The sequence below is a fragment of the Agarivorans aestuarii genome (assembly GCF_019670125.1).
GTDB lineage: Bacteria > Pseudomonadota > Gammaproteobacteria > Enterobacterales > Celerinatantimonadaceae > Agarivorans > Agarivorans aestuarii.
Genome location: NZ_AP023033.1, coordinates 3,151,288 through 3,174,805, shown reverse-complemented (window position 1 = coordinate 3,174,805; position 23,518 = coordinate 3,151,288). Strand labels below are relative to the sequence as shown.

Sequence of the window (23,518 nt, the reverse complement as noted above, 5' to 3'; positions counted from 1 at the left end):
CACTACTTATAAGGCTTTTAGTCGAAATAAGTTGATGCTGACCAGTGTAACTCATGTCTACAAGGAACAACATGCAGGAAAATAAATCACGTTTAAAATGGGCTTGTCGTCGTGGGATGTTAGAGCTAGATGTTTTGTTTATGCCCTTTGTTGATGAAGCATACGATGAACTAAGCGACGAGCAAAAACTTACCTTTAAACGCTTACTTGCTTGTGACGATCCTGATTTATTTGCTTGGTTTATGGGCCATAAAGAATGCGAAGATGCCCCTTTAGCTGCAATGGTTGAGCATATCCTTAAGCGTGTCAAAGTGTAACTTTTCGGCCCATCGTTCACGCAGCTACTTGTATTTAGTAGCTGCTAGTGTGCTGTTCCAAGGCTTGGTTTTAAGCCTCTTTCCTAAGTTATTACCTCTCGTGGTTTTTTGTCTGTTAACCAGTGCCGTGCTTGTCTCTCATTGGTGGTATTACCAACCTAGCGGCTACTTTAGCCCTGACAAAATGGTTTTTGAAGGACAAGGCGAACCTCTTGAATGCACTTGGTCAAACTATTCTCGAGTCGCAATGGGTTGTTGTTTAGTGGTTGTATTTGAGCAAGATGTGCCTAAATGTAAACTAATTTTTGCCGACAGCTTACCGGAGCATGTTTACCGCAAGCTGTGCTTTGTGATTAATTATCCTAAGGCGGAAGTAAGGCTCTAATCAACCAAACCCATAGCTAGAAAAAAGGCTTACTCTTGTAAGCCTTGTTTTGATTACCTTTCGCTATCTTCTTCTTGATAGAAGGTATTGGGGTCGAGAATAGTGGGTTTTATCTTATCCAACTTATCTGGGTAATCTAGGTTGTAATGTAGGCCACGGCTCTCATGACGGCGCATCGCGCAGCCAACTATCAACTCGGCGACTTGCAGTAAATTACGCAGCTCTAGCAGGTTATTGCCCACTTTAAAGTTTGAGTAGTACTCAAAAATCTCTTGTTGTAGCAAGTGAATGCGGCGCATTGCGCGCTGCAAGCGTTTGTTAGTGCGAACAATGCCTACGTAGTCCCACATAAATAAGCGCAGTTCATGCCAGTTGTGGTTAATGATGACTTCTTCGTCGGAGTCGCTTACTTGACTGTCATCCCAAGGCTGAATGCTGTCACATAGCTGCACCTCGTTTAAGTGCTGCTTGATGTGCTCACTAGCGGCGTGGGCGAATACCACACATTCCAACAAGGAGTTGCTGGCCATGCGGTTAGCGCCATGCAGGCCGGTGTAAGCCACTTCACCAATGGCGTATAAGTTGGCTAAGTCGGTTTCGCCTTGTAGGTTGGTGACTACGCCACCACAGGTATAGTGAGCAGCAGGAACCACCGGAATGGCTTGCTTGCGGATGTCGATGCCCAGCTCTAGGCAGCGTTTTAGAATGGTAGGGAAGTGCAGTTCAATAAACTCATCGTCACGATGGCTAATGTCGAGATAAACACAATCTGCGCCCAAGCGCTTCATTTCATAATCGATAGCTCGTGCCACTACATCTCGCGGTGCTAACTCTTCACGAGAATCAAAGTCTGGCATAAAGCGGCTGCCATCGGGGCGTTTTAATAAAGCGCCTTCGCCACGCAAGGCCTCGGTAAGCAAAAAATTGCGCGCTTCTGGGTGAAATAAACAGGTTGGGTGGAACTGGTTAAATTCCATATTGCCTACCCGGCAGCCCGCGCGCCAAGCCATGGCAATGCCATCACCACTACTTACATCTGGGTTACTGGTATATTGGTAAACCTTACTTGCACCGCCAGTGGCCATAGCCACAAACTTGGCTTTAACCACTTCTACTCGCTCTTTATTGCGGTTCCAAACATAAGCTCCAACTACTTTTTTCTGCTCATTGTCTGTTTCGGTAATTAAATCAACGGCGTTGAAACGCTCTAGCAAAGTGATGTTAGGGTGGCTTAGTACCGCACGTACTAACGTTTTTTGTACCGCTTTACCGGTGGCATCCGCGGCATGCAAAATACGGCGGCGGCTGTGCCCGCCTTCACGGGTTAGGTGGTACTTGGCTTCGCCATTGGTGGCGGTTTCTTGGTCGAACGGAACACCCAAGTTAATTAGCCAGTCAATGCATTGCTTGCTGTTTTCTGCGGTAAATTTAACCGCGTCTTCGTCACATAAGCCATCACCCGCGATCAAGGTGTCATTGACATGTTCTTCTACGCTGTCATTCTTATCAAATACAGCAGCGATGCCTCCTTGAGCATAATAAGTGGAACCTTCTTTGAGAGGACCTTTGCTCAGTACGTGGACTTTGGCATAATCAGCCAAGTTTAAGGCCATAGTTAAGCCTGCAGCGCCACTGCCTATTATTAGAACATCGCTAGTGTATTCCATTAGATGCGCTCTTATACGTAGTTAAAAGAAAAATTGGAGTATAAGCTAGTTTAACTGAAACTTACGCAAGTTTGCAGTGTCTCACAGAGGCGCAAAAATTTTATTTGGTTGGAAGAGAACTTTTTTGAAAACAAGCAGTCTGAAGAGATGTGCCGCCAAAAAAGCTACCGAATCTCAAACATTAGGGGGACGGTAGTTACAAATGTCAGAACAGTGGACAGATCAAACGTTGGTCGAAAGGACGCAACGTGGCGATAAGGCGGCATTTAATTTGTTGGTACAAAAGTATCAGCATAAGGTAGCAAACCTTATATCACGCTATATAGTGAATCACGGGGACGTAGCCGATGTAACGCAAGATGCGTTTATTAAAGCTTACCGCGCACTACCAAACTTTCGAGGAGAAAGTGCGTTTTATACATGGTTATACCGAATTGCAGTAAATACTGCTAAAAATCACATTGTAGCTCAAGGTCGAAGACCCCCTGCAAATGATGTGGATGCTGATGAAGCAGAGTTCTATGATGGCGCAGATGCTTTGAAAGAAGCAGACACTCCAGAAACTTTGTTGTTATCCGAAGAAATAAAAGAGGTAGTTTTTGCTACAATGGAAGGACTACCTGATGATTTGCGCACTGCAATTACTCTTCGTGAGATAGATGGTTTAAGCTACGAAGAGATTGCCAATGTAATGGATTGTCCTGTCGGTACCGTGAGATCACGGATTTTCCGAGCAAGGGATGCAATTGAAAAGCGAATACAACCGCTTTTAAGTAGGTAACTTTGGGGATTGATGACTAATTATGGCAAATAAAGAACAGTTATCCGCACTGGTTGATAACGAATTAACCGACGCAGCACTGTTAGATCTGTTAGCCAATGAGCCGGAGCACGCAGAGCAGTGGAGTAATTATCACCTAATTGGTGATGTACTTCGCGGAGAAACACCCAAGCAAATCGATATAGATATTGCCAGTGGTGTAGCTGCTGCCTTGGAACAAGAGCCAGCGATTGTAGCCCCTAAACCTCAGGCGGCCGAACAAAAAGAATCGTCTGTACGTGTAGTTCGATTCTTCAAATATGCTGGGCAATATGCAATTGCAGCATCGGTAGCGGTAGCCGCTATTATTGGTGTTCAGCAATACTCATTCCAAGCCAACGATGCTGACCAACCTTTACCAGTATTTAATACAGTACCGGTGGGTGGATCTGTAGCACCAGTTAGCTTGCAGTCTAATCCTCAGCCTCGTGAGCTAAGTGAAGCTGAAATTATGGAACAGCGTAAGCGTATTAGCGCTTACCTACAGGACCATCGTTTCCAGCAACGAATTGTAGAGTAAATAATTAGCCTATGCGCTTAAAGACTATCTCGATGCCAGTAATCTTATTACTGGCATCTTTTTCTGTTTCAGCAGAGTCCCCCGTAACCACCTCTGATGCCTCGGCTACCTCAGTTAGCCAAACTAGCCCAGCGGTGAGTTTATTACAAAATTACCAACAGGCTTTTCATCAACGCCAATACGAGCTTTCCTACATTGTGGTTCGCCAAGGGCACATAGAGCCTGTGCGCTTAATTCACGGTGTAGTTAACGGTGTGGAAGTTGCCCACCGCGTTTACTTAAATGGCCCTGCTAACGAAGCGGTGTACCGTGACGGTACGGTAGCCTTTTTTGAACCTGGGCAATCACCTTACAGTTTGGCTTCAAGTCGCTTACCCGGCATGTTTGGCAATTTAGCGGCAGTAAAACTGGAAGACTTACAAAGCAATTTTGACTTAGTGATTGCCGGTAAAAGCCGGGTTGCAGGTCGACCCGCACAGGTGATGCGTATAGTGCCAAAGTCTTCCGATTTATACGGTTTGTATCTTTGGATTGATTACTCTTCTCACTTACCTTTGCGTCTAGATGTAGTTGATCAAAACGGTGAATTAATTGAACAGCATATGGCCGTGACCTTGGCTGAATATGAAAAGCCCAGTGAGTGGATGACAGAGCTTGCCAGCTTAGAGTTACCCAGTACGGTGATGGGCAAAGAGTCGGCGGAGAAACAAGAGCACCAAATTAACTGGCGTTTGGGGTGGTCACCCAAAGGTATGAAAGTGGCTCAAAAAGAACAGCATTCTTTAGCAGCGATATCAGAATCAGTTGATTACATAAAACTTAGCGATGGCTTGTTTGATATTTCGGTTTATGCCAATGCCGTTGGTAAAACTAACCCCTTACGCGAGCAACTGGTTCGCCAAGGTGCTACCAGCTTACATACAGTGGTACGCAAAGGTATAGAAATCACCGTTGTTGGTGAAATTCCGCCAGAAACTGCCTCAAAAATGGCTGATTCAGTGACTATTGGTCCTTACTTTGAGAAGTCCGTTGAGCCGGTACAGTAATCCCGCTTTAATCATTGAAACAGCAAAGGTTGTTGAGGTGGGTGACGGTTACGCAAAAGTTGAATGCGTAAGTAAAAGCGCCTGTGGTAGTTGCGCCAGTGCCGATAATTGCGGCAATAGCGCCATAGCTAAAGCGTTTCCGACCCGGGTTCATCAGCTTCAGGTAAAGCTTACCGAGGCTGTTGAAGTGGGGGATCAGATAGAATTAGCCTTGAACGCCAAAAACATGCTGCAAAGTGCGGTGCTTGTTTATCTCGTACCCATCGCTATGTTGATGATTGGTGCGGCCCTAGGCAAGTTCATCACTATGAAAGGTATTGCTGGTGAATGGGTTATTGCGTTAAGCACCTTATTGGGTTTAGCCCTAGGTTTTTTATTTGTTCGTGGCCTTACTCGTTATTTTTCTCGGCAGGCACGATATCGGCCCAAAATGCATGCTAAGCAATAAACTTCTTTTCGAAAACGCCCTGTAATGGGCGTTTTTTGATTTTGGGCGACGCAAAACAATTGCTAATTTAAGCCTGCATTTTTTTTGGTTCTGAGTGGATTGTGGTAGTATCCGCGTCAACGATATAATGCGCGATTGCTGCATTTTTAAGAAAAGTGAATCCCAATTCGCTTGTAGATGATTTTTTATAGGTAAGCTCTTGATAAATAAGAATATTCGTAACTTTTCGATTATTGCCCATATCGACCATGGCAAATCGACCTTATCTGATCGCCTGATTCAACACTGTGGTGGATTGAGCTCGCGCGAAATGGAAGCGCAAGTTCTAGACTCTATGGATTTAGAGCGTGAACGCGGAATTACCATTAAAGCACAAAGTGTAACTTTGGATTACACCGCGAAAGACGGTGAAACCTATCAGCTTAACTTTATTGATACCCCAGGACACGTGGACTTCACTTATGAAGTATCACGTTCATTGGCGGCATGTGAAGGTGCTTTACTGGTTGTTGACGCAGCGCAAGGCGTAGAAGCACAGACCCTAGCGAACTGTTATACCGCTATGGAAATGGATCTAGAAGTTATTCCAGTGCTAAACAAAATTGACTTGCCACAGGCCGATCCTGATCGCGTAGCAGAAGAAATCGAAGATATCGTAGGTATTGATGCCACCGATGCAACGGTTTGTTCAGCTAAAACAGGCCTTGGTATTGAAGATGTTCTAGAAACCATTGTGCGTGATGTTCCGCCGCCTGAAGGTGACGATACTGCGCCAGTTCAAGCGCTAATTATTGATTCATGGTTTGATAACTACCAAGGCGTTGTGTCTTTAGTACGTATTAAAAGTGGCGAGTTAAAAGCTGGCGAACGTATGATGGTAATGTCCACAGGGCAAGCTCACGTGATTAACGAAGTGGGTATCTTTACACCTAAACAAACCAGTACAGGCGTGCTAAAAACCGGTGAAGTAGGTTACGTTATCGCCGGTATTAAAGAAATTTTAGGTGCGCCAGTAGGCGATACGCTAACTACCCAGAAAAACGGTGCTACCGAGGCGCTGCCGGGCTTTAAGAAGGTAAAACCACAGGTTTATGCGGGCTTGTTCCCAACCAGCTCTGATGAGTATGAAAACTTCCGTGATGCACTTGCTAAGCTAAGCCTTAACGATTCATCATTGTTTTATGAGCCAGAGAACTCTACTGCACTGGGCTTTGGCTTCCGCTGTGGCTTCTTAGGCATGTTGCACATGGAAATTATTCAAGAGCGTTTAGAGCGTGAATACGACCTTGATTTAATTACCACTGCACCTACCGTAATCTACGAAGTAGAGATGAACAAAGGTGAGGTTATTTATGTTGATAGCCCAGCCAAACTGCCGCCTACCAACAATATTGCTGAAATTCGTGAGCCTATCGCCGAGGTAAATATTTTAGTACCTCAAGAATACTTGGGTAATGTAATTACCCTGTGTGTTGAGAAACGTGGCTTGCAAAAGAACATGGCTTATCACGGTAAGCAAGTTGCCTTAACTTACGAAATTCCAATGGCCGAAGTAGTATTAGATTTCTTCGATAAGCTTAAGTCTACTAGCCGTGGCTATGCGTCTTTGGATTACAACTTCAAATACTTTAATGCTGCTAACATGGTGCGTGTAGATATCATGATTAACGGCGATAGAGTTGATGCTCTAGCCTTGATTACTCACAAAGATCATTCTGAATCTCGTGGGCGTCAGGTGGTTGATAAGATGAAAGAGCTGATCCCTCGCCAAATGTTTGATATTGCGATTCAAGCCTCAATTGGCATGCATATTATTGCCCGTTCTACGGTTAAACAGTTGCGTAAAAACGTTATTGCCAAGTGTTACGGCGGTGATGTGAGCCGTAAGAAAAAGCTGTTAGCTAAGCAGAAAGAAGGTAAAAAACGCATGAAGCAAGTAGGTAACGTGGAAGTGCCTCAAGAAGCCTTCTTAGCCGTACTTCATATTGGTAAGGATTAACATGGCCACTATATTTCCGCTAATCCTGGTTATTGCTACCTTTGTCACGGGCATAATTTGGGCCTTAGACAAGTTTCATTGGGAAAAGCAACGCGAACTTAAACTGCAAAGCGCCCGTACTGCTGCGGGCGGCGAATTGCCTAATGACGCCGAAGAGAAAATCACAACGCCGCCAAGCTGGATTGAGAATGGTCGCTCGGTATTTCCGGTCATCGCCATTGTAATGGTATTACGCTCGTTTATTTATGAGCCTTTCCAAATCCCATCTGGCTCTATGATGCCAACTTTGTTAGTGGGTGACTTTATCTTGGTAGAGAAGTTCGCTTACGGCCTAAAAGACCCAGTGACTCGCAGCACTATCGTGGAAACTGGTTCACCTAAACGTGGTGATATTGCGGTATTTAAATACCCTCAAGATACCCGTATTGATTATATTAAGCGCATTGTTGGCTTACCTGGTGACCGAGTGATTTATCGCGGTAAGCAGCTGTTTATTCAGCCGAAGTGTGAAGCAAAACCTTGTCCTGAGCTAAAACCGGTACCGCTAGACTTTGAAGTGTCTGGACGCTTTAAACAAGGTCCAATGGCTCTAGAGAATTATAGAGAGAGCCTAGCAGAAGTTGAACACGAGATTTTGATAAATCCTGCTGCACCAGATCGTGTGCAATACTTTTATCAACAGCCGGGCACGGCTAAAGATGAGTGGATTGTACCAGAAGGCCACTATTTAGCCTTCGGTGACAACCGTGATAACAGTACCGATAGTCGCTACTGGGGGTTTGTGTCTGAAGATCACTTAGTCGGTAAAGCTGTAGCAATATGGATTAGCTTTGAATTTGAGCGTGCTGAGGATTCAATATTACCGGGATGGATACCCACAGGTGTTCGCTTTAATCGCATTGGCGCGATCAAGTAGGTAGATGATGATTAGCTCAAACCCAGAACGCTTACAGCGTGCCATAGGGTATACATTTAAAGACGACAGTTTATTGCACCTAGCGCTTACTCACCGCAGTGCCGGTGGTGTGCACAATGAGCGTCTAGAGTTTTTGGGTGATGCAGTGCTTAGTTGGGTAATTGCCGACGAATTGTATCACCGCTTTCCTAATGTATCGGAAGGCGATTTAAGCCCGATGCGCTCAACTTTAGTAAAAGGTAAAACCCTGGCTGAATTAGCCCGCAGTTTTGAATTAGGCGAGTACATCAAGCTTGGACCAGGTGAATTGAAAAGCGGTGGTTTTCGCCGAGAGTCAATTTTGGCCGATGCCGTAGAAGCAATTATTGGCGCGGTGTATTTAGATAGCGGTAACGATAGCGCAAAAGAATTGTTATTGCGTTGGTATAAAGATCGCCTAAACACTATCGAGCCGGGCCTTAGCCAAAAAGATCCTAAAACTAGATTGCAGGAAATACTGCAATCTAGAAAGCAAGCTTTACCAGACTATCAAGTCGTTGAAATTAAAGGCGAAGCACATAATCAGCAATTCACCGTAAGCTGCGTAGTAGAAGGCTTAGATAAGCCAGTTATTGGTATTAGCACTAGCCGTCGTAAGGCCGAGCAAGTGGCGGCTGAATTGGTCTTGGAGCGTTTAGTATGAACTATGATACACGGTGTGGCTTTGTCGCCATTGTTGGTCGCCCAAATGTGGGTAAGTCAACCCTACTAAATTCCATTTTAGGCCAAAAGGTAAGCATTACCTCTAAAAAGCCTCAAACTACGCGCCACCGTATTTTGGGCATCGATACCGATGATATTTATCAAACTATCTTTGTGGATACGCCGGGTTTGCACATTGAAGAGCAACGGGCAATTAACCGCCTAATGAACCGAGCGGCTACCAGTTCGCTGGGTGATGTTTCGATGGTGATCTTTGTGGTTGAAGGCACCAAGTGGAATCCTGACGATGAGTTAGTCTTAGGTAAATTACGTCACTTGAAAGTGCCAGTGGTATTGGCCATTAATAAAGTGGATAACGTGCAAGAAAAAGAAGAACTGTTCCCGCATATGAAAATGATGCAGGAGAAATTCGATTTTTCTCATATTTTGCCTATTTCTGCCAAGCAGGGTAAAAACGTTGAACAATTGCGTGAGTGGGCTCAACAAACCTTGCCAGAGAACGTGCACTTTTTCCCTGAAGATTACATTACCGACCGCTCATCACGCTTTATGGCGGCAGAAATTGTGCGCGAAAAGCTGATGCGATTTACTGGCCAAGAACTGCCATATTCTACCACCGTAGAAATTGAGCAGTTTAAAATGCAGGAAAATGGTGTTTATCAAATTAACGCACTTATTTTGGTAGAGCGTCCTAGCCAAAAACGCATGATCATTGGCAACAAAGGCGAGAAGCTAAAAACCATTGGTAGAGAAGCCCGTCTAGATATGGAACGTTTGTTTGATAACAAAGTGTTCTTGGAGATGTGGGTGAAAGTTAAATCCGGTTGGGCTGACGACGAACGCGCCTTGCGTAGTCTTGGTTACGGAGACGAATAAGCTTGCCTGAACAGGCACTCACACCGGCGTTTGTTATTCATACGCGGCCATATCGAGAAACCAGTTTATTAGTACAACTGTTTACCCTCGAATATGGCAAAGTGAGTGCTGTGGCTCGCGGGGCTAGAGCTAAACGCTCTAAGTGGCGAGGCATATTGCAACCCGGTGTGCCGCTATTAGTTGAGCTTAGTGGTAAAGGCAGTTTACTTAACTTTAAACAGGTTGAAGCCAGTAACTTAGCGCTGCCTTTGTTTGGTCAATATCTTTTTAGCACTCTGTACCTTAATGAGTTGCTTTATTACTTGTTGGAAGAAAATACCGCTTATCCAGCTTTGTATCACCATTATCAAGACAGCTTAATGGCCTTGGCCAAACAACAGCCATTAGAGGCGTGCTTACGAGAATTTGAATTGCTGTTAGTAGCAGAACTCGGTTTTGCCTTAACTGAGCCAGAAGAATTTGTGCAAGGGCAACATTATCAATACCACTTGGGTGAAGGTTTTGTGTCGAGTATCAGCCGCTATTCTAATGTGGAATTTAGCTATCAAGAAGTACTAATGTTATTAGCTTTTGACCCGCAGCAAGCACAACATCTATTATGTGCAAAACGATTTTGTCGAATTGTGATTGCTCAGCTGCTGAATGGCAGAGAATTGACCAGTCGCAAATTGTTCAGCCAAATTAAAACTACCAATAGAGCCTTTAATTAAGGCCTTGTTGAAAAAGGAAAATACGTGAGTGAAATTTTATTAGGCGTAAATGTTGATCATATCGCCACTCTTCGCCAAGCGCGCGGCACAACTTACCCAGATCCAGTTTTGGCAGCGGGCATTGCTGAGATGGCAGGCGCTGATGGTATTACCATTCATTTAAGGGAAGACCGCCGCCATATTGTTGATCGTGATGTTGCTATCATGAGTGAAACCGTGCAAACCCGCTTAAACTTAGAAATGGCGGTTACCGACGAAATGGTAGCTATTGCTTGTGAGCACAAACCACATTTTGTGTGCTTGGTGCCAGAGAAGCGTGAAGAACTAACTACCGAAGGTGGACTAGACGTAGTTGGTAATCTTGAAAAGATTAGCGAAGCGGTAACCAAGCTTAGCCAAGCTGGCATTTTAGTTTCGCTGTTTATTGATGCAGATGATGAGCAAATAGATGCTTCTATCGCTTCAGGAGCGCCATTTATTGAGTTACATACTGGCCATTACGCCGATGCAGCAGATGAAGCTGAGCAGCAAGCAGAGCTGAAAAAAATTGCCGCCGCAGCCAGCTATGCCGCCGATAAAGGTTTAAAAGTGAATGCTGGTCATGGCTTGCACTACCACAACGTATTACCTATTGCTGCCATGCCAGAGATTATTGAACTTAACATTGGTCATGCGATTATTGCTCGTGCAGTAATGGTTGGTATGGATGCAGCAGTACGTGAAATGAAAGCTTTAATGGTTCAAGCCCGTAAAAGTGAAGCGTAAACAGTGGCAATAGTAGGCTTAGGTACCGACATCGTTCAAGTTGAGCGAATAGCCAATAGCAAGCAAATGCATGCTTTGGCTAAGCGAGTATTAACCCAAGTCGAACTTACTCGTTTTGAGCAACACGCTGCTCCCGCTCGTTTTTTGGCTAAGCGATTTGCTGCCAAAGAGGCAGCCGCAAAAGCGCTGGGAACCGGGATTGCTAAAGGAGTTGGTTTTCAGCAAATAGAAGTATCTAATAACCATTTTGGTAAACCTGAGCTGGTATTTAACGGCGCTGCACTGGCCTTGTGTGAGCAACTTGGGGTAAGTAGCCAGTTTATTAGTATAAGTGATGAGCGTGATTACGCGGTGGCTACCGTGGTATTAGAGCGCTAATTAGGAGAAGAACATTGGTTGAACGATATCGCGTTCAGTTAGACTTATTTGGTCTAATGAAGTTATTGGCTTTAGTGGGTTTTGGTGTGGGTGTTATTGCCGGCTTGGCATTACTTATTTACACCGTAATGAATGGTGGCAGTATTATTCAGGCTGTTTTGCCAATGATTATTTCGCCCTTTAGTAATGCCTTAGTGACAGCCTTATTTGGTTTAGTTAGTTACCCCTTCTACAACTGGTACTGCAATCGCAATCGCGGCCAAATATTAACTGGGCGCTTTCTTAAAGAGCAAGAAGCTAATCAGGATATTTAGTTAGCCTGTGTAGTTATCACTTGCCAAAGAAAAAAGCCGCTATTATGCGGCTTTTATTTTGCTTGTAGTCTAGTGAATGTTTAGCTTAGCTGCTGATTTAACTGCTTGGCAGCCTGTTTGACCTTTTCGATTTCATCACTTAATTCCAATAACTCTGGCTCCACCTGGGCAACATCACCGTGTTGGCGTAGGCTATCTTCAATGGTGGTTGATAGTGACTCTAAACGCTTACAGCCGCTGTATGCACAACCTCCCCTGAAGCGATGAACCAACAGTACAAATTCATCGGCGTTTATTTGCTGATTCAATATCTGCTCAATTGCTTCTTCTATCTCAACAAAGCTGTCCTGCAACATGACAAACATATCTATGGCTAAGGCTTGATTATTATTGGCGCGTTGCATGGCCAGTTGCCAGGACAAGCTAGCACTTTCAAATTCAATTAACTTAGGTTGCTCTAAGGTTGCGGCTAGATTTTCTCTACTCAATAGTTTGGCGTTGGGCTGCCAGCGATGAATCAGCTTTTCTAGTGAAGACTCATCAATAGGCTTGGCTAAGTAGTCATCAACGCCTTGGCCCAACAACAGCTCTTTCTCGCCAGCTAGAGCATGAGCGGTAACCGCGATAATAGGGGTTTGCTCATTTTTACTGTCTTGGCGAATTTTTTCGGTAGCACTGATACCATCCAAAATCGGCATTTGGATATCCATTAAGATCAGGTCGTAACTCTCTTCTTCGGCTTTAGTGATAGCTTCTAAGCCGTTAGTACAGGTATCAACTTGGGTGACTAGCTCGTGCAACATGGCAGAAATCAGTTTTAAGTTGGCTGCGTTATCGTCCACAGCTAATACTTTAAGCACGAGCTTTGAACGGGACACTTTAGCCATTGGCGTAATCGTTGCACTAGCTACTATTTTTTCATCCACCAATGCGTGAGCAAGTTTGCGATGATTAATCGGTTTGCTAAGGCAGTGTTTGGCACCTGCTTCGATGACTTGTTGGTGAATATCTGGGTCGTTTGAGTTAATTAAAACAATCACTTCCGAGTTACGTTCTAAAGCATCACTTATTTTCTTCTCTAGTGGGCTCAGAGTTTGCCAGTTGCTATGACCAATAATGACGGTGCCTGAGAAGTCTTTGATCAGTGACTGCCACTGCGCTTCGTCGGTCGCGGTTTTCAAGGGTAATTGCCATTGTTGAGCTAATCCGATGACAACCGATTGGCTTACTAGATGCGGTTCATACATTAATACTGACAGCTGGCTAAGGGCAGTTAATGGGAGCGGAGCCCCCAATACCATGTTGGCCAACTCTAGGTGAATATCGAAGCTAAACACTGCGCCTTGCTCAGGCTCTGAGCTAAGTTTGATATCGCCACCCATGTGTTGAACCAGCTTTTGAGTAATCACTAGCCCTAGGCCAGTGCCGCCGTATTCGCGGTTAATACTGGTATCAGCTTGTTTAAAGGCTTGGAATAATTGTGATTGCTGTTCTTTAGAAATACCGATGCCGGTATCTTTTACTGACGCATTCAGCACCACTTGCTGACCTTGCTGTTTAACTAAGCTAATCGCAACCGTTATTTCACCTTGGTGAGTGAATTTAATCGCATTGCCCAATAGGTTAGTAAACACCTGTTGCAAGCGCAGTGGGTCGCCACGCAAGCCTTCTGGCACCTCAGGATCTATGAGCAAGTTAAGCTCTAGATTCTTGTCTTGGGCGCTAGGAGCGAGCAGGGTGACTACATCGTTAATGGTATCGCGAAAGTTAAACTCAATGCGTTCTAGTTTGAGTTTGCCAGCTTCCAATTTAGAGAAATCAAGAATGTCATTAATGATGGCAAGTAGGTTATTAGCTGACTTTTCAATAGTTAGTAAGTAGTCCGCTTGATTGCTGTTTAACTGGGTCTTCAATAGCTGACGGGCAAAACCAATTACACCATTTAACGGTGTTCGTAACTCATGGCTCATATTGGCTAAGAATTCAGATTTAGCTTTAGCGCCTTGTTGGGCTTCTTTCTTAGCAATATCTAACTCAATGTTTTGGATCTCAATCTGTTCAAGCGTTTCACGCAAATCACTGGTTGCCTGGTCAATGCTTTGGTGCATTTCTTCATGGTATTCGGCCAGCGATTTGGCCATTGAGTTAATACCGTGTTTTAGCAAACCTAACTCACCGGTGTAGCTGCCATCAACACGCGCATCTAAGCGCCCTTGGCGGATCCGGTCAACAATATTCACCATGTTAGTAATCGGTTGGGTCACTTGCTTACTTAATTGGAAGGCGAATAACACACTAATCAGTACGCCAAATAACACGATAAACAGTGCTACCGTGGTATCTCTAAATTGCAATAATAAGGCGCGATCTTTGTTGTACTGCATTGATATGTAGCCAAGCAGTTCAGGCTTACCGTTACTAAAGGCGGCAAAGCTGCCTTCTGCTTCCGCCCAGATGGGGGCTCGCAAAATAATTCGGTTAGGGTAAATTTCTACCTGAGTTGATTGTGGCAGCGGTAGTTCTGGGTCACTTTGTAGCAAGCGAATATTGCGATGGTAGTTGCTGGTTACAAAAAGTTGGTTGTGTTTGTCATACACCGCTATGCTTTTGATCAGCGGAGACATTTTGCGGTGAGTAACACTAATTAGTGATTTAACTTTTTCGCGATTATAGCGGCTTAGGCCTACTTCGCTGGCAATGGCGAGAGGCTCAATAACATTCACACCCTGTTCAATAACAAAGTTATCTAATTGCTGGTTGCGGTTAAAGGTGAAATAACTCGCTAACAAGATACCAACAAAAAGAGTAGGTATAATGGTGAGAATATATACGCGGGCGCGTAAGCCATACTTGGTCATAAATGTTTCTTATGGGAAAATGACATGGTTCCAATCGCTTATGATGACATAAGCCCGTCCTTTTTTGTATTCACCGAGTAAATAAGTCTCTTCTATGGCCCAATTTTTTAAAGCAAAAGCAAAATCATCCTCGATAAAGGCAATTAGAGACGCTCAGGTTCTAGCGCTTGATCACCATTTAAACGGAGTGGTAAAACACCAAGGCAAAACCTATTTTGTTGACGGGGTGTTGCCTGGAGAGCGAGTTGATGTATTGCCTAGTGCTAAATCGGGCCCAGCTAAGTTACTTAAACGTTTAAATGATGCGCCCCAGCGTATCGAGCCTGCTTGTCAGTTCTACCAAGAGTGTGGTGGGTGTAGTGCCCAGTATTTGTCGGCGCAGGCTCAGCGAGATTACAAACTAAAAGCGGTAGCTGAGCTCATCAGCCGCCAGTCTGGTTATCATGACTTGCCCGAGTTTGAAATATTAAGTGGAGATGATTGGCATTACCGACGCGCTACACGTTTGAGCACTTGGTTTGATAAGCAGCGTGGTTGGCTGCTTGGTTTTCGTAAAAAGTCCAGTAAAGACATTGTGGCTATATCAGAATGCATTGTGCTTAAGCCTCAGCTGTCGGCTCTACTGGTGCCTCTTCAACAATTAATAAAAACATGGCCAAAGTCTATCAATTTAGGTCATATCGAGCTTATTGACTGCCAGCCGCAAATTGTTTGCCGGGTTCGTGTTCGTAACCAGCCTTCTGATAAAATTGCAGCGCAATTACGCAGCTTTGCTCAGCAACATTTAATAGCACTAGTCATCGCTACCGATGAGCAATCGAGCTATTTGATGGGGGAGCAGGCTTACTACGATTTGGCTGAACAGGATTTGCGCTTAGCCTTCACGCCCGGTGATTTCATTCAAGTGAATGAAGCCATGAATCAAGCTCTGGTTTCTAAAGCTTTAGAGTGGTTACAGCCTTGTGCAGAGGACCAAATACTGGATTTGTACGCCGGCATTGGTAATTTTAGCTTGGCTCTGGCGCAAAAAACGCAGCAAGTGATTGCGGTTGAAGGGGTTACAGCAATGACTAAGCAAGTGCTAGCTAATGCTGAGGCAAATGGTTTAAGCAACGTTAGTGCATTTTGCGGTGATTTAGAGCAGGCAGAAACCGCTATGGCTTGGCAAAAAACTAAAATTAACAAAGTATTGCTCGACCCAGCCCGAGCAGGGGCAAAACTTGCCATTTCGCAGGTTGCCAAGCTTAGTCCAAGCACCGTAGTATATGTCTCATGTAATCCTGCTACCTTAGCGAGAGATGCCAAGGTGCTTAAACATGCGGGTTATCGTTTAAGTCAACTGGCCTTAATTGACATGTTTGCACATACTGAACATGCAGAAACCATGGCCTTATTTGAACGTTAATCGTTGACGGCGAATCCGTGTTTGTAGCATTTATATAGGAAATTTTGTTGTATGGTTTCGGTACGAGAAACACATCTAAATGAACAACTGTTATTTGATGAGAATCAATGGGTTGCTAGCCTTGATATTGCGGTAGAAGATCAACAGCATCTATTTGCCGCCAGCAACTACTTTCGTGCTTTAGAAGCAGATAAAGACCAAGTCCATCGTTGTTTAACCAAGGGTAAGGAGATGGTGGAAATCTTAGTTACCCTTAACATGGATTTGCCTACCCTAGAAGCTGCGCTGTTATTTCCTTTTGTTGATGCTGGTTTGCTCGCAGAAGAAAAGCTAAGCCCTCAGTTTAGCGATGAAGTTATAAAATTGCGTCACGATGCGGCGCAAATGGACGCAATGAAGGCGCTAAGAACCGGTCAAAACAAAAGCCTGTCTTCAGGCCAAATAGATAATGTGCGGCGGATGCTGCTGGCCATGGTGGGTGATGTTCGCGCTATTGTGATTAAGCTGGCTGAGCGTATTTGTTTTTTACGAGAAGTAAAAAATGAAGAAGAAGAAGTTCGGGTTTTAGCCGCTAAAGAAAGCCAAGATATTTATGCTCCGCTAGCGAACCGTTTGGGGATAGGCCAATTAAAGTGGGAGCTCGAAGACTTTACCTTTCGCTATTTGCATCCCGTTACTTACAAGCAAATTGCTAAGCAGCTAGATGAAAAACGCCTTGCTAGAACGCAATATATCGACGACTTTGTCGCCAAATTACAACAAGATATCTCCGGTGCGAATATTCAAGCTGAGGTTTATGGGCGACCAAAACACATTTATAGCATTTGGCGAAAAATGCAGAAAAAGGACTTATCTTTCGATAAGTTGTTTGACGTGCGTGCAATTAGGATTGTTGCTGAAAAACTGCAAGATTGTTATGCCATTTTAGGCATTGTGCATACCTCTTGGCACCACATCCCCAGTGAGTTTGATGACTATGTGGCTAACCCTAAACCCAATGGCTACCAATCTATTCATACCGTAGTGATTGGGCCAGAAGGTAAGTCGATAGAAGTACAAATTAGAACCAAGCAAATGCATGAAGAGTCTGAGCTTGGGGTGGCCGCACACTGGAAGTATAAAGAGGGTGGCAGCGGTGGCCGAAATGATTTTGAAGATAAAATTGCTTGGCTGCGTAAGCTGTTAGCTTGGCAAGATGATATTGCCGAAAATGGTGCAATGCTTGAGGAGCTGCGTTCTCAAGTATTTGACGACCGGGTATATGTATTTACCCCAAGCGGTGAAGTGATAGATTTACCCGCCGGCTCCACGCCTTTAGACTTTGCTTACTACGTGCATAGCCAAGTAGGGCATCGCTGTATTGGTGCCAAAATTGGCGGCAGAATTGTGCCTTTCACCTACCAGCTACATACCGGTGAGCAAGTCGAGATTATTACTCAAAAAGAAGCTAGCCCCAGCCGCGATTGGCTCAATCCTAACTTGGGATATGTTAGGTCTTCACGTGCACGCAATAAAATTGCTACGTGGTTTAAAAAACAAGACAAAGACAAGAACCAAGTTGTTGGTAAAGAGCTGCTTGAAGCAGAGCTGCATAAACATGGCTTTAAACTAAGTGATGCAGAACTGTGTGTAAAGCGTTTCAATGTTAAAAATCTCGAAGATTTGCTAGCTGCTGTTGGCGCGGGTGATGTAAAGCTGAGCCAATTAATTCATCATTTGCAGGCTACGCTTAATAAGCCAACTGCAGAAGAAGAAGATCGCCAAGCATTAGAAACCATTGCCAAAAAGGCAGAGCATCACGGCCAAAAGAAAAAGCGGGCTAAAGATTCCATCGTGGTAGATGGCGTTGGCAACTTGATGACTCATATCGCTAAATGTTGCCAGCCTATTCCGGGTGACAGTATTAAAGGCTTTATTACCCAAGGGCGTGGTATTTCTATTCATAGTCACGACTGTGAACAGCTAGCTGAGTTAGTGAGTCGCACACCAGAGCGAGTGATTGACGCTGTATGGGGCGACAATACTGCCAGCAGTTATAGTTTAACTATTCGCATTATTGCCAATGATAGAAGCGGTTTATTACGAGATGTCACCACTGTGTTGGCTAACGACAAAGTGAATGTAATGGGTATGCAAAGCCACTCAGATGTAAAAAGCCAAACCGCGACCATTGATATGGAAATAGAGATTTATAACTTGGAAACCTTATCGCGGGTATTAGCCAAAATAAATCAGCTTAACCATATTATCGAAGCGCGCCGTTTACGCTAACTATTCAGGAATTTTCATTTCAATGTCACAACGCCCTTATAGCATAGAGACGCTGTTAAGCATTATGACGCAGCTGCGCGACCCAGAAACGGGTTGCCCTTGGGACCAAAAACAAGATTGGCAAAGTATTATTCCTTATACCATTGAGGAAACCTACGAGCTGGCAGATGCAATTAACCAAGCTTTAGAGCAAGCAGACTTTTCAGAAGTGAAGCTTGAACTGGGTGATGTATTGTTTCAAGTGGTGTTTTACGCGCAGTTTGCTAAAGAGCAGGGCGATTTTGATTTTGCTGATGTGGTGGATGGCATTTGCGAAAAGCTTATTCGCCGTCATCCTCATGTTTTCACTGAGCAAGCGTTTAACAATGAAGCAGCCATTAAGGCAAATTGGGAAGCAGAAAAAGCTAAAGAGCGCGCCAGTAAAGCGCAATCCTGCAACTTAAGTGTATTAGATGATGTTCCTTTGGCGCTTCCGGCATTAAGTCGTGCTCAAAAGTTACAAAAGCGTTGTGCCAGCGTGGGTTTTGATTGGCCAGATGTGGCACCTGTTATCGATAAAGTAGAAGAAGAGTTAGTTGAAGTGAAACAGGCCATCGCTGAGAACAATCAGCAAGATATTGCCGAAGAAATCGGTGATTTGTTGTTTTCTTGCGTAAATTTAGCCCGGGCTTGTGATTTTGACGCTGAGGATTTACTCCGCTCTGCTAACCAAAAATTCACCCGTAGATTCCAGGGTGTCGAAGCATTGGCAAGGGATTCAGGAAAAACATTAGAAAATATGGACCTAACAGAGATGGATGCGCTGTGGGATAAAGTGAAAGAAAGTTACAAAGATTGATTTACAACAAAACCACTAAATCTTAGTCTTGATAGAGTGACATTGATTGTGGTGTTAAAGAGGCTTTGCTATACTATGCCCCCGTCAAAGTATCGCAGATACGCCCTTAACACATCCAACTTCTCAGGTTAGACATGACAACAAAGTACATTTTCGTCACTGGAGGCGTAGTATCCTCCTTGGGTAAAGGTATTGCCGCTGCATCATTAGCTGCGATCCTCGAAGCTCGCGGTCTTAAAGTGACCATTATGAAGCTTGACCCGTACATTAACGTTGATCCCGGCACAATGAGTCCGATCCAACACGGCGAAGTATTTGTAACCGAAGATGGCGCTGAAACTGACTTAGATTTGGGTCACTACGAGCGTTTTATTCGTAACAAAATGACTAAGCGTAATAACTTCACTACTGGTCGTGTTTATTCTGATGTATTGGCTAAAGAACGTCGTGGTGATTACCTAGGCGCAACCATTCAGGTTATTCCTCACATTACCAATGCGATTAAAGAGCGCGTTGTGGCGGGCGGCGAAGGTGTAGACGTAGCAATTGTTGAAATCGGTGGCACTGTAGGTGACATTGAATCGCAGCCGTTCCTAGAAGCTATTCGTCAATTAGGTACTGAAATTGGTCGTGAACGCGCCATGTACATGCACCTAACCTTAGTACCGTATTTAGGTGCTGCTGGCGAAGTAAAAACTAAGCCTACTCAGCACTCGGTAAAAGAGTTGCGTTCTATTGGTATTCAGCCTGACATTCTTATTTGTCGTAGCGACCGTGCGATTCCGGCTAACGAGCGCGCAAAAATCGCCTTGTTTACTAACGTACCAGACCGTGCGGTAATCTCCTTAAAAGATGTTGATAGCATCTATAAAATCCCAGCATTGCTTAAGTCTCAAGGCTTAGACGCTCTGGTTACCGAACGTTTTGGTATCAATTGTGAAGAAGCGGATTTGAGCGAGTGGGAACAAGTTATCTACGAAGAAGCTAATCCAACCAATGAGATTGTGATTGGTATGGTAGGCAAATACGTTGAGTTACCAGATGCCTACAAATCAGTTAACGAAGCACTAAAACACGGCGGACTTAAAAACCGTTTGAGTGTGAAAATTCAGTATGTGGATTCGCAAGATCTAGAAGTGAAAGGTACGGATGTACTTAAAGACTTAGACGCGATCTTGGTACCGGGCGGTTTTGGCGAACGTGGCGTAGAAGGTAAAATCTTAGCCGCGCAATATGCTCGTGAGAATAAGGTACCTTACTTGGGTATTTGTTTAGGTATGCAAGTGGCGTTAATCGAATACGCACGTAACGTAGCTGGCCTTAAAGGTGCTCACTCTAGTGAGTTTGACCCTAAATCAAAACACCCAGTGGTAGGTTTGATTACTGAGTGGATTGATGAAGACGGTAAAGTAGAAACTCGCGATGTAGACTCAGACCTAGGCGGCACAATGCGCCTTGGCTCGCAGCTTTGTCATTTAACCAAAGGCTCTAAAGTTGCAGAACTGTATGGCAGTGTAGAAATTTATGAACGTCACCGCCATCGCTACGAAGTTAATAATACTATTTTGCCAAAAATTACCGCGAAAGGCCTACAAGTAACCGGTCTTTCTTCTGACAAAAAGTTAGTAGAAATCATTGAAAATCCAGTTCACCCTTGGTTTGTGGCAGCACAATTCCACCCTGAATTTACGTCTACGCCTCGCGATGGACACCCATTGTTTGCAGGGTTTGTAAAGGCAGCTGGTGAATTTAATAAAGCTCGCTAGACTGAATTAGCGGGTAACGTTTTTTAGAGAGTTATAAGTTCATTTATATAGAGGAAATTAGTAATGTCTAATATCGTAAAAGTACTTGGTCGCGAAATCATGGATTCACGCGGTAACCCAACTGTAGAAGCTGAAGTACACCTAGCTGACGGTTCTATCGGTATGGCTGCTGCTCCATCTGGCGCATCAACTGGTTCACGTGAAGCCCTAGAATTACGTGACGGCGATAAAGCTCGTTACTTAGGCAAAGGTGTATTAAAAGCAGTTGAAGCTGTAAACGGCCCAATCGCTGAAGCACTTGCTGGTAAAGACGCATTGGCTCAAGCTGAGCTTGACCAAATCATGATCGACCTAGACGGCACTGAAAACAAAGCTAACTTTGGCGCTAACGCTATCCTAGCTGTTTCACTAGCTGCTGCTAAAGCTGCTGCTGCTTCTAAGAAAGTACCACTATACGCTCACATCGCTGACCTAAACGGTACTTCAGGTGTTTACTCTATGCCTCTTCCAATGATGAACATCATCAACGGTGGTGAGCACGCAGATAACAGCGTAGACATCCAAGAATTTATGATTCAGCCTGTTGGCGCTGCTAACTTCCGTGAAGGCCTACGAATGGGCGCTGAAGTATTCCACGCACTAGCTAAAGTACTTAAAGCTGGCGGTCACTCAACTGCTGTTGGTGATGAAGGTGGTTTCGCTCCAAACCTTGAGTCAAACGAAGCTGCACTAGCTGCAATTAAAACTGCTGTTGCTAACGCTGGTTACGAGCTAGGTAAAGACATTACTCTAGCTATGGATTGTGCTGCATCTGAGTTCTACGACAAAGAAGCAAACATCTACGACCTTAAAGGCGAAGGCAAGAAATTCACTTCAGAAGAATTCAACGTATTCCTACAAGAACTTACTGAACAGTACCCAATCGTTTCTATCGAAGACGGCTTAGACGAGTCTGATTGGGACGGTTTTGCTCACCAAACCAAACTAATGGGCGATAAAATCCAATTAGTTGGTGACGATTTGTTCGTAACTAACACTAAGATCCTTAAGCGTGGTATCGACAACGGCATCGCTAACTCTATCCTAATTAAATTCAACCAAATCGGTTCTTTAACTGAAACTTTGGCTGCAATTAAAATGGCTAAAGACGCTGGCTTCACTGCTGTTATCTCTCACCGTTCAGGCGAGACTGAAGATGCAACTATCGCTGACCTAGCTGTTGGTACTGCTGCTGGCCAAATCAAAACTGGTTCACTAAGCCGTTCTGACCGTGTTGCTAAGTACAACCAACTTCTACGTATCGAAGAAGCTCTAGGTTCAAAAGCACCTTACAACGGTCTTAAAGAAGTTAAAGGCCAGTAATTCTTTTGAATTAAGCCGATAGCTTTAAAAATCCTCGCACTAGCGGGGATTTTTTTTGCCTAGGATTTAGATAAATAACACGCTACTTATGGAGTAACAAACGGCTTTATGGGATTATCTCTGTTAGGGAGGAACCATGCGTTCGTTTAAGATTTTACTGATATTGATTGTTTTGCTGTTGCAGTATCAACTGTGGTTTGGCAAAAACTCGCTTAATGACTATTTCGCGCTGCGTGAAGAGGTCACCAAGCATGACTTAGCAAATCAAGAATTAGCGCAGAGAAACTCGGTGTTGGTTGCCGAAATTGCTGATCTACGCAGCGGTTTAGACGCGGTAGAAGAGCATGCGCGTAATGAACTTGGCATGATTAAGCAGGGTGAAACCTTTTATCGCATAATTCCGTCCTCCGAAATAGAACAATAAGTGGCTCCGAGTATCAACATTTCATGAAACCTGAATGTAAGCAATATACTGCGCTGTTACCTGCCGCAGGTATTGGTAGTCGTATGCAAGCCTCTCTTCCTAAACAATATTTGCGTTTAGGTGAGCAGACCATTTTAGAAACTACCGCCAAGGTCTTTTTATCCCACCCTGCTATTAAAAACTTAATCATTGTATTGCACCCCAACGACACTTGGTTTAACCAATTACCCTTAGCCAAAGACGTACGCATTAATACAGTGATTGGTGGCGATGAACGGGCTGACTCTGTGTTAGCTGGGCTCAAGGCGGCTAAGCAAGATGAATGGGTTTTAGTGCATGATGCGGCTAGGCCTTGTATTACCCAAAGTGACATTAGCAAATTAATTAGCGCCGTAGAGCTACAGCAATATGGTGGTATTTTAGCCACTCAAGTTCGCGATACGATGAAACGCGGGGCAGATGGCAAAATTGCCCAAACGGTGTCGAGAGAACAGCTTTGGCATGCATTAACCCCGCAAATGTTTAAGGTTAAGCAGCTTAAAGACAATATACAAAATGCCTTGTTAACTGGCGCTGTGATTACCGATGAAGCGTCTGCTATGGAGTGGGCGAACTGCCCGGTGAGCTTAGTGACAGGGCGTAGCGATAACATTAAAGTGACTTGCCCAGAAGATTTGGCCTTAGCAAAATGGTTTATCAGCCAGCAACAGACTGAAGAGGATTTATAAGTG

General features: G+C 44.3%; 23 protein-coding genes. 21 read left to right on the top strand and 2 right to left on the bottom strand.

The features are described 5' to 3' along the window. Positions 1–71: 71 nt before the first annotated feature. A complete protein-coding gene (locus K5609_RS14755; protein WP_016402863.1) occupies positions 72–317 on the top strand; it encodes an FAD assembly factor SdhE in 246 nt (81 codons plus the stop codon). Further along, a complete protein-coding gene (locus K5609_RS14750; protein ID WP_221074308.1) occupies positions 304–702 on the top strand; it encodes a hypothetical protein in 399 nt (132 codons plus the stop codon). Before K5609_RS14755 ends, K5609_RS14750 begins: the two co-directional genes overlap by 14 nt. A 53-nt stretch (positions 703–755) precedes the next feature. Here K5609_RS14750 and nadB read toward each other — a convergent pair whose 3' ends face one another. After that, on the bottom strand, positions 756–2,369 hold the full coding sequence (gene nadB, locus K5609_RS14745) for an L-aspartate oxidase (RefSeq protein ID WP_221074307.1): 1,614 nt from the start codon (positions 2,367–2,369) through the stop codon (positions 756–758). Between the two features lie 202 nt (positions 2,370–2,571). Between nadB and rpoE the strand changes: the two genes are divergently transcribed. The 12 genes from rpoE (at position 2,572) to K5609_RS14685 (ending at position 11,863) form a co-directional block, all read left to right on the top strand. Then, positions 2,572–3,150 carry an RNA polymerase sigma factor RpoE gene (gene rpoE / locus K5609_RS14740; RefSeq protein WP_016402860.1) on the top strand — a complete coding sequence of 193 codons (579 nt, stop codon included), beginning with the start codon at positions 2,572–2,574 and terminating at the stop codon, positions 3,148–3,150. Positions 3,151–3,172: 22 nt separating this feature from the next. Next, positions 3,173–3,709 (top strand): sigma-E factor negative regulatory protein, encoded by a 537-nt coding sequence (locus K5609_RS14735; RefSeq protein ID WP_221074306.1) that lies wholly within the window; start codon positions 3,173–3,175, stop codon positions 3,707–3,709. Positions 3,710–3,741: 32 nt separating this feature from the next. After that, complete coding sequence (locus K5609_RS14730; protein ID WP_221074305.1) at positions 3,742–4,755, top strand: MucB/RseB C-terminal domain-containing protein; 1,014 nt, start codon at positions 3,742–3,744, stop codon at positions 4,753–4,755. After that, on the top strand, positions 4,739–5,203 hold the full coding sequence (locus tag K5609_RS14725) for a SoxR reducing system RseC family protein (RefSeq protein WP_221074304.1): 465 nt from the start codon (positions 4,739–4,741) through the stop codon (positions 5,201–5,203). The genes K5609_RS14730 and K5609_RS14725 overlap by 17 nt, the downstream gene beginning before the upstream one ends. Before the next feature lie 199 nt (positions 5,204–5,402). Beyond that, on the top strand, positions 5,403–7,202 hold the full coding sequence (lepA, locus tag K5609_RS14720; RefSeq protein WP_221074303.1) for a translation elongation factor 4: 1,800 nt from the start codon (positions 5,403–5,405) through the stop codon (positions 7,200–7,202). 1 nt (position 7,203) lies between these two features. Further along, positions 7,204–8,118 (top strand): signal peptidase I, encoded by a 915-nt coding sequence (gene lepB, locus K5609_RS14715; RefSeq protein WP_221074302.1) that lies wholly within the window; start codon positions 7,204–7,206, stop codon positions 8,116–8,118. Between the two features lie 7 nt (positions 8,119–8,125). Beyond that, entirely contained in the window at positions 8,126–8,800 is a 675-nt protein-coding gene (gene rnc / locus K5609_RS14710) for a ribonuclease III (RefSeq protein WP_221077277.1), read from the top strand. Continuing rightward, entirely contained in the window at positions 8,797–9,696 is a 900-nt protein-coding gene (gene era, locus K5609_RS14705; protein ID WP_221074301.1) for a GTPase Era, read from the top strand. The genes rnc and era overlap by 4 nt, the downstream gene beginning before the upstream one ends. A 2-nt stretch (positions 9,697–9,698) precedes the next feature. Then, entirely contained in the window at positions 9,699–10,406 is a 708-nt protein-coding gene (recO, locus tag K5609_RS14700; protein WP_221074300.1) for a DNA repair protein RecO, read from the top strand. 24 nt (positions 10,407–10,430) lie between these two features. Then, a complete protein-coding gene (gene pdxJ / locus K5609_RS14695) occupies positions 10,431–11,171 on the top strand; it encodes a pyridoxine 5'-phosphate synthase (RefSeq protein ID WP_221074299.1) in 741 nt (246 codons plus the stop codon). 3 nt (positions 11,172–11,174) lie between these two features. Continuing rightward, complete coding sequence (gene acpS, locus K5609_RS14690; RefSeq protein ID WP_221074298.1) at positions 11,175–11,549, top strand: holo-ACP synthase; 375 nt, start codon at positions 11,175–11,177, stop codon at positions 11,547–11,549. A 14-nt stretch (positions 11,550–11,563) separates the two neighbouring features. Next, positions 11,564–11,863, top strand: a complete 300-nt coding sequence (locus K5609_RS14685) for a hypothetical protein (RefSeq protein WP_221074297.1) — start codon at positions 11,564–11,566, stop codon at positions 11,861–11,863. An 80-nt stretch (positions 11,864–11,943) separates the two neighbouring features. On the opposite strand, the gene barA is transcribed toward K5609_RS14685, so the two are convergent. Beyond that, positions 11,944–14,721, bottom strand: coding sequence for a two-component sensor histidine kinase BarA (gene barA / locus K5609_RS14680; RefSeq protein WP_221074296.1), 2,778 nt, complete (start codon positions 14,719–14,721; stop codon positions 11,944–11,946). A gap of 94 nt (positions 14,722–14,815) precedes the next feature. Between barA and rlmD the strand changes: the two genes are divergently transcribed. The 7 genes from rlmD to ispD all read left to right on the top strand — a co-directional run bounded on the left by rlmD (position 14,816) and on the right by ispD (position 23,515). Further along, a complete protein-coding gene (gene rlmD, locus K5609_RS14675) occupies positions 14,816–16,126 on the top strand; it encodes a 23S rRNA (uracil(1939)-C(5))-methyltransferase RlmD (protein WP_221074295.1) in 1,311 nt (436 codons plus the stop codon). Positions 16,127–16,177: 51 nt separating this feature from the next. Next, positions 16,178–18,397, top strand: a complete 2,220-nt coding sequence (gene relA, locus K5609_RS14670) for a GTP diphosphokinase (protein ID WP_221074294.1) — start codon at positions 16,178–16,180, stop codon at positions 18,395–18,397. Between the two features lie 22 nt (positions 18,398–18,419). Further along, on the top strand, positions 18,420–19,235 hold the full coding sequence (gene mazG / locus K5609_RS14665) for a nucleoside triphosphate pyrophosphohydrolase (RefSeq protein ID WP_221074293.1): 816 nt from the start codon (positions 18,420–18,422) through the stop codon (positions 19,233–19,235). 134 nt (positions 19,236–19,369) lie between these two features. Further along, positions 19,370–21,001: a CTP synthase gene (gene pyrG / locus K5609_RS14660; protein ID WP_221074292.1), complete on the top strand. Its 1,632-nt coding sequence runs from the start codon at positions 19,370–19,372 to the stop codon at positions 20,999–21,001. Positions 21,002–21,064: 63 nt separating this feature from the next. Further along, the gene (gene eno, locus K5609_RS14655) at positions 21,065–22,363 is read left to right on the top strand and encodes a phosphopyruvate hydratase (RefSeq protein ID WP_221074291.1); all 1,299 of its coding nucleotides are present in this window, start codon (positions 21,065–21,067) and stop codon (positions 22,361–22,363) included. Between the two features lie 136 nt (positions 22,364–22,499). After that, positions 22,500–22,787: a cell division protein FtsB gene (gene ftsB, locus K5609_RS14650; protein ID WP_016402841.1), complete on the top strand. Its 288-nt coding sequence runs from the start codon at positions 22,500–22,502 to the stop codon at positions 22,785–22,787. 23 nt (positions 22,788–22,810) lie between these two features. After that, positions 22,811–23,515 carry a 2-C-methyl-D-erythritol 4-phosphate cytidylyltransferase gene (gene ispD, locus K5609_RS14645; protein ID WP_221074290.1) on the top strand — a complete coding sequence of 235 codons (705 nt, stop codon included), beginning with the start codon at positions 22,811–22,813 and terminating at the stop codon, positions 23,513–23,515. The last annotated feature ends 3 nt before the right edge of the window (positions 23,516–23,518 follow it).